The organism is Clostridium sp. UBA2485 (genome assembly GCF_002341865.1).
Lineage (GTDB): Bacteria > Bacillota > Clostridia > Clostridiales > Clostridiaceae > Clostridium_J.
Window position 1 is genome coordinate 1 of the sequence record NZ_DDOV01000015.1, and the last position, 6,827, is coordinate 6,827.

Here is a 6,827-nt window from a genome sequence, read left to right on the forward strand (position 1 = left end):
CATAGTTTTGTACTTCTAATAGCTGCTCTTTTAAGCTTTTAATCTCTACTTTTAATTCTTTCTTTTCTAACTCTTCTTTTGTTAGTTCATCTTCTATATATTCATGAGTAACTTCTCCATATTCTCCATATGACCTTTCTATGATGTCTAACCAATACTCGAACTCTCATCTTTAGTTTTGTATTCTAATTCTCTTAATTCTTTTTTATACTCATGTTCATTTGTTTCTTCATTAAAAATTTCTTCTGTTATTTCTATGTTATAGTATTTTGTTTTATACATTTAATCACTCCTTTTATTAAGGTATTTCGGTAATAACCATTTGCTTTGATGAATTAATGTAAATATATACGACTTTATTATCAGAAGTTTTTTGTATGGTTACACCTCTTTGGTTTTTAATGTTTTCTATATTGGTAAAGTCCTTACCATTTATTACTTCTTGTAAAGTTAAGGTAGTATACATTCCAAAAAAATTTGAGTAACATCCATTTCCAATAACATTATAGGTACAATTTGCAAGAAAGTAATTATTCCAACAATAATTACCCATATGACTATATCCAAATCCCAAATGAAATATATTGGAATAAATATTATTTCCAAATATATTGTATCTACTATGGCCACAAAAATTGTTATTGTTAAAGTTATTACCCGCCTTATTCCCAACAAAGGTGGTCATAAATATATTACCATAACAATAATTACCTAATATATTGGTATAACTTTGTGTACCAAAAGTATTTGCATGGCAATCATTACCAAGAATATTGCCATAACAATTATAATAAAATACATTATTGTGTAGTCTACCTTTTGATGGGGAGGAAATTTTATTATTAATGCAATTACTTGAGTTAAAAGTTTTAACTTCTTTTAAAGTTCCTTTTTTTAGTTTTATATATCTCCCAACTACTGTTTCATCCCCTAATAATAATGCAAGGGATAAATCATCATAGATTGGATAAAACACGGTTCCATCTGTTGCACTAGTTGGTGTTGAAGCCACTGATGCGACCCATAACCTACCGTCAGCTTTATATATAGTGTTTAATTGTGCCACACCACTAGTCCAAACTGAATAATTTGTTAATGTACCATTCTTATAATATTGATTAGAATCTGGTGTCCATCTTGCCCATAACATGGTTCTCCAATCTTGTGGAGCATCATTTCCACTTATGGGGTCATAACGTCTTGTTATAAACCCATTCCTAGTGGTTGTATTATCTTCGCAAATGTTATTATTAAAATAATAATATACAACATCTTCAGGATACTTTAAGCTACTAACTATCGGCTCAAAAGTATTTTTAGAGTTAGCTTTTAAAACTAACTCTTCAACATCCATTTCTTTAATAACATTTGTTGTAGGTTGTTGATACTTAGTTCTATAATCTGTTAAAACATATTGTGTTCCTGGAATTAACTTATTATTTTCAATTAGCTCTTTTAACTCATTGTAAGTTTTCNNCTCTAATTTTATTTTCTAATACCTCTACATCCTTTTTAGTTGCCATTATAATAGCTGGATCTATCTTTAATGTTACATTTGCAGAGTTGCTTACTTCTAATATCATTCTTATTATTAAATCTTTAGTTGATCCATCACTTATAACTGGTTTATAGGTTTCTGGATATTTTCCTATGGCAATTAAACTACCTTCATCATCAAATATCCCTACCTCTCTTATAAAAAATCCTCCTACATTACCAGCAATTATTGTTTCTATAACTATCCAGTTTGGATTTTTACTATCTGTGGTTATAGAACTTATATTTCCTTGCCAAACTTCATTAACTAGGGCTTCTTGATTCTCTGTGGGATTATAATACTTTCCATTTCCATCTCCTAGTACTAATGTTGTTAAATTTAATTTATTTCCAAGAGCATTTGCATTAGCTATTTTAGCTTTTCCTATAGATGTTAATATGCTATAAAATTGTTCTGCCATTATATTGCCTCCTCTCTAGATATACTGTTATTTTCTAATATTTAATTTATGTCGCAGAAATTATCAAAAGCGACATAAATTAAATTTTATGTCGCATAATATTTTTTAATGATTAATTTATAGTAGCCAAAAGACACAATAGAAGCATATAACCCAAGTGAAAATGTTATATCTCCAATGCTAAATGCACCATCACAAAAGTCTATATCATAATTATCTATTAGTATTCTTAGCTTCGTATTTTCATCTGCTCTCTTGTGTAAATCATCATCTACAAATTCTATACCTTCCTTTACAGGCATCTCTCCACCATTAACTGCAATTGCCACCGCATTCATTCCACCTCCTGCAAACATTATTGTAAGTGATATTACTATTATTAGGAGTACTCTTTTTAGTTTTAATACTTTAAGCTTATCGAATTTTGATAATATAAGCATTAATATTATTGTTAAAAATCCTATAATAGCTGATTTTCCCCACATGCCCATTAAACTTATTCCTCCTTCCTATTAACTATATAAACTATAATAAAAATTTTGAATAGTTATTGCAATACTTTAATTGTTCTAGCTTGTCTTATTATCATTTTAATCTATATTCTCCTCTATTACTCCACTATGCACCAATATATAATCCTCTACTGCTTTTCTATAATCTTTATTTGTAACATCATCCAATTCAAAAGTTCTATTCTTTAATGGATTTATCCCCTTATTTATTATTCTTTCAGCTAAAATTCTAACAATAATCTCATTAATCATTATAAAATTCCTCCTACACTTTCATTTTCTTTCAATAATAGTTGGTTTTCCAACTGTTCTTTTTCTCTTCTAAGTCTTTCTTCTTCGGTCTCTTCCTTTTTAGGGATGTATTCTGTAATAATTATTAGGTCTTTTAATTCTGTTTTATTTTTATCCTTTGTTGTATCTATATAATAATTTATAGCATCCTTAAAATTATTATCATTATAGCCATAAGGCAAGTCTAAATAATCTATCTCTAAAGGTCTTAACCCTTCTTGTAAATCTCCTGCCATCTCTTCTAGACAATAATTTAAAATCTTACCTGTATTTTTACTGTATACAATTCTTTTTCCTATTTGCATTTTAACCCTCCATACTATTCAAAAGCAATCCATCTTAGTGCATCTCCATACCAATAATATACCGTTTTAAAAGAGAACCCATTAGTAGAAACATCAAATGTGTTCGTATTGATTTTTTCATTCCATATTTCGAAGGTTATATTCATTCTTGTGGTGTTTCCATAAATATTTTCTGCCACATAAATACCCCCAAAACGATTATCTGATAAAGTATCAAGTAAAGTCACAATTACTGTTGGTCGAAATTGTAGACCCGTAACATTAATTACAAACTCGCCCATAGTAGCAGTACCAGTAGCCCACTTCTTTCCTACATTAATATTAGGTATCTTATTAATTAAATTATTTAAAGTATCACTTCCGCTACTACTTTGTCCTTTTGCTGTCAAATTACTAGCAAAGGTATTTTTCATGGTCTGTATTTTACTTTTCATACTATCAAAAGTATCGCTACTACTTAATGGGGAGCCGATAACAGTAGCCATATTTTTCTTACCATTATCGGCAAATTGAAAAAGTTCTTGTATCGCTGTTTGAACTTCTGTTGCATTCATTCCTGAAACTTTATTTAATTTAACCTTATTAGCTGATAAATCTATGTTTTCTATTTCCTTCGTCATTTCAGCCATTTGCGACGTAACTTCTTGTAAGTTTTTTTCTATTGTTTTATCATTATTGGCTTTTATGTCTTCTGCCTTAAGTGTGACATCACCTAGTTTATTATTTACTTTAGTTACTGGTATTTTGATGTTTTTAATTTTATTATCTAGCACTTCAATATCTTTTTTAGTTGCAATTACGGTAGTTGGATCTATCTTTAAGGTTACACTTGAAGCATTATCTACTTCTAATATCATTCTTATTATTAAATCTTTAGTTGCTCCATCACTTACAATTGGTTTATAGGTTTCTGGGTATTTTCCTATGGCTATTAAGCTGCCTTCGTCATCTAAAACACCTACTTCTCTTATAAAAAATCCCCCTACATTACCAGCTATCATCGTTTCCATAACTATCCAATTTGAATTTTCACTATCTGTGGCTATAGCTCCTACATTTCCTCTCCAAACTTCATTAACTAGTGCTTCTTGATTTTCTGTAGGATTATAATACTTGCCATTTCCGTCCCCTAGTGCTAAAGTTGTTAAATTTAATTTGGTACCAAAAACACTGGCATTAGCTATTTTAGCTTTTCCTATAGATGTTAATATACTATAAAATTGTTCTGCCATTATATTGCCTCCCTTCTTGGGTGTATTGTTATTTCTTCCACATCTGAATTATTAGATAATGCAATATTAAGTTTTGCTTTAGTTTCTAAAGTTTTAGCGGTATATGGATATAAAGTTATTTCTTCTCCTGCAGTAACACAACTTGCATAATAAATAGGAGATCTAATTTTTTGTACTAATGTTGAATTTAATACCATATTGCATGGAATTATATATCTAAAGTTATCTATTATTTCATTAAACGTATTCCAATCAAAAGTATTTATTTCTACTTTTAAAATATATTCATTGTTTAATAATTCTAATTTAAAATTATCTTCTCCAAATAAATTTTTCAGCTTATTGTTTAAGAATCTATAACTAAATGGAACTTTGTCTAATTTTCTATTTTTAATCCTTAACTTTCTAAAATCTAAGCCTTCATTCAAGTCATCTACCCGTATTTTAAATAAGGTTTCATATTTCTTGATGCCATACTCTGTTGCAGTATCTATAAAATTTTCATTTAAAATTCTTTGTTGTCCTTTTTCTAATAATTCAAGCTCTTTATCTTCTGTTTCCATTATTTCTTTAAATTCTTCTATATTAGCAATCTCTGGTGGTAAAAATTTTATTAACTTATTCATTTAATACCACCTCTTTCAATGTAGGAACTTCATCTAATCCTAGAGTTAAATTTTCTTCTTTTCCATTTACTTTAGTTGTGTGTATATCTGCCACACCTTCTACATTTAAAATTCTAGCTTCAATTTGACTTATTCTAACTATTGTATTTTCTTCATCAGACCATTGTTTTCTAAGGTTTAAGAGATAATCTTTAATAACTTCCTCTATATCCTCCTGAACTTGACCTATGGTAACATCCCTTCTTAACACAAGTTTAGTATCTATAGTTATTTCTATATCTTCAGCTCCCTTAACCGTTACTACATGGCCAACTGGAGCTATACCTAAACCTTTCCCATTGTTAGGAATAGGGTCTAAAGTAGTTTGGACTAAATCAATTAATTCTTTAGTAGGAACGTTGTAGCTGCTATCTAAAAATACAATTTTTACAGTCCCTCCACCATTCCATATAGGGAATACTTTTACAGCTCCAACTCCCTCTATGGCTCTAGTATTAATTTTGTAATCTGCTATGTTGCCGCCAAATGGTTTTTCATTTAGATGCTCAATATACCTATTAAAAAGACTTTCATTGTCTTCTATTTCCTGTCCTGGAATAATAATTTCTCCTAAGTTAGCAGTAGATAAACCCTCTATATAATCTATAGGTATTAATTGTCCTGCTATGAAATTGCCTTCTATACCTATAGACTCGCACCTCATTTTATATGTTCCTGTGGATATTTTCTCTATAGCTATAAAATTAAAATCATCTATAGAAAATCTGCTACCTACAAGAATATCTATTAAATTATTATCTTGGTCATAGAAGTATCCTTTTTTAATTGCATAAGTTGCAGCCCCTCTTTTAAGCCCTTCTTCTGCTACCCTTAAATCTAAAAACTCATCTGGCATATTAGGACTGGCAAAAGTATATTCTAAAAACCTATCCATATCAGAATACATTCTTGCAACTTCCATTGCTGCTGGAGCTAAAGCATTGTATATAATAGAACCTTCTCTTTTGTCTAAATCTCCTTTTACTCTTTCTAACATCCTATTTAAAATTGTTTCCTCTGTATATGCTTCAAACAACTATCTCACCACACTTTCAGTAAATTCTCCGTAAATAGAAAAAACTGTGAACTCAACTTGAACACAGTCTTTATCATATTTAAATATAAAATTATCAATATTGTTAATCCTATCATCTTGTAATAGTGCTTCAGTTATTCGTCTTTTAAACTCACTTTCTGCTATATCCTTTTGCTTACCTATAAGTTCATTAAGTTCACTTCCATAGTTCCAAGAATATATTAGATACTCATATCTTTCTGTATTTAATATTAAATATATAGCTTGTTTTAACGCTTCAACTCCATCGCAAAAACCTATAGTTTTTCCTTTTTCAAAATCTATTCTGTATGTTTTACTAGGTTCAATTATTTCTTCTAATTCTAGATCATCGGATATAACCGCTCCTTGTGGCAATATACTCAATTGTTACACCACCTTATCTAATATAATGTATTGTTGTCCACCTTGCACTCTTAGCAATAAGACCTTATCCCCTTGTTTAAGCCCTTCTCTTATAACAACTTTATTTAAAGTATTAGAAGTTGAACCATTAGTATAATTATGATTATGGGACAAATCTATTTCATACCTAGTTAAACTCTCAGGGATAATAAAAAATTCCTTTGGTAGTATAAGTTTTTGGTCTATCTTTATTTTAAAATCCTCTATATTTAGTACCTCACCAAAAATTATATTAACTGGATTACTCGCGCCTACTGCATCTATTCCAGCTTTTTTTATAATATTTATCATTCCCAACTATCTACACCACCTTTAAATCAAAATCCATAACTAAATTACCTTTTTCAAACTTATGTGTGGCTTCTTCTATTAAATAGTATTGTT

Annotated in this window: 11 protein-coding genes; all 11 read right to left on the reverse strand. The window is 29.3% G+C overall.

What is annotated here, in order from left to right; all coding sequences use genetic code 11:
• Positions 1 to 147: 147 nt before the first annotated feature.
• The 11 genes from B3603_RS02055 to B3603_RS02105 all read right to left on the reverse strand — a co-directional run bounded on the left by B3603_RS02055 (position 148) and on the right by B3603_RS02105 (position 6,740).
• The gene (locus tag B3603_RS02055) at positions 148 to 282 is read right to left on the reverse strand and encodes a hypothetical protein (protein WP_291560123.1); all 135 of its coding nucleotides are present in this window, start codon (positions 280 to 282) and stop codon (positions 148 to 150) included.
• A gap of 16 nt (positions 283 to 298) precedes the next feature.
• Positions 299 to 1,354: a hypothetical protein gene (locus B3603_RS02060; RefSeq protein ID WP_291560126.1), complete on the reverse strand. Its 1,056-nt coding sequence runs from the start codon at positions 1,352 to 1,354 to the stop codon at positions 299 to 301.
• A 106-nt stretch (positions 1,355 to 1,460) separates the two neighbouring features.
• Positions 1,461 to 1,958: a phage tail protein gene (locus B3603_RS02065; protein WP_291560128.1), complete on the reverse strand. Its 498-nt coding sequence runs from the start codon at positions 1,956 to 1,958 to the stop codon at positions 1,461 to 1,463.
• 86 nt (positions 1,959 to 2,044) lie between these two features.
• A complete protein-coding gene (locus B3603_RS02070; RefSeq protein ID WP_291560131.1) occupies positions 2,045 to 2,449 on the reverse strand; it encodes a DUF5317 family protein in 405 nt (134 codons plus the stop codon).
• A gap of 99 nt (positions 2,450 to 2,548) precedes the next feature.
• Complete coding sequence (locus B3603_RS02075; protein WP_291560133.1) at positions 2,549 to 2,722, reverse strand: hypothetical protein; 174 nt, start codon at positions 2,720 to 2,722, stop codon at positions 2,549 to 2,551.
• The gene (locus B3603_RS02080; RefSeq protein WP_291560134.1) at positions 2,722 to 3,066 is read right to left on the reverse strand and encodes a hypothetical protein; all 345 of its coding nucleotides are present in this window, start codon (positions 3,064 to 3,066) and stop codon (positions 2,722 to 2,724) included. Before B3603_RS02080 ends, B3603_RS02075 begins: the two co-directional genes overlap by 1 nt.
• Before the next feature lie 14 nt (positions 3,067 to 3,080).
• Positions 3,081 to 4,298 (reverse strand): phage tail protein, encoded by a 1,218-nt coding sequence (locus B3603_RS02085; protein WP_291560137.1) that lies wholly within the window; start codon positions 4,296 to 4,298, stop codon positions 3,081 to 3,083.
• Positions 4,298 to 4,924, reverse strand: coding sequence for a putative phage tail protein (locus B3603_RS02090; protein WP_291560138.1), 627 nt, complete (start codon positions 4,922 to 4,924; stop codon positions 4,298 to 4,300). The genes B3603_RS02085 and B3603_RS02090 overlap by 1 nt, the downstream gene beginning before the upstream one ends.
• Positions 4,917 to 5,999 (reverse strand): baseplate J/gp47 family protein, encoded by a 1,083-nt coding sequence (locus tag B3603_RS02095; protein WP_312574086.1) that lies wholly within the window; start codon positions 5,997 to 5,999, stop codon positions 4,917 to 4,919. Before B3603_RS02095 ends, B3603_RS02090 begins: the two co-directional genes overlap by 8 nt.
• On the reverse strand, positions 6,000 to 6,404 hold the full coding sequence (locus B3603_RS02100) for a DUF2634 domain-containing protein (protein ID WP_291560142.1): 405 nt from the start codon (positions 6,402 to 6,404) through the stop codon (positions 6,000 to 6,002).
• Between the two features lie 3 nt (positions 6,405 to 6,407).
• Positions 6,408 to 6,740, reverse strand: coding sequence for a DUF2577 domain-containing protein (locus B3603_RS02105; protein WP_291560144.1), 333 nt, complete (start codon positions 6,738 to 6,740; stop codon positions 6,408 to 6,410).
• Positions 6,741 to 6,827: the final 87 nt, after the last annotated feature.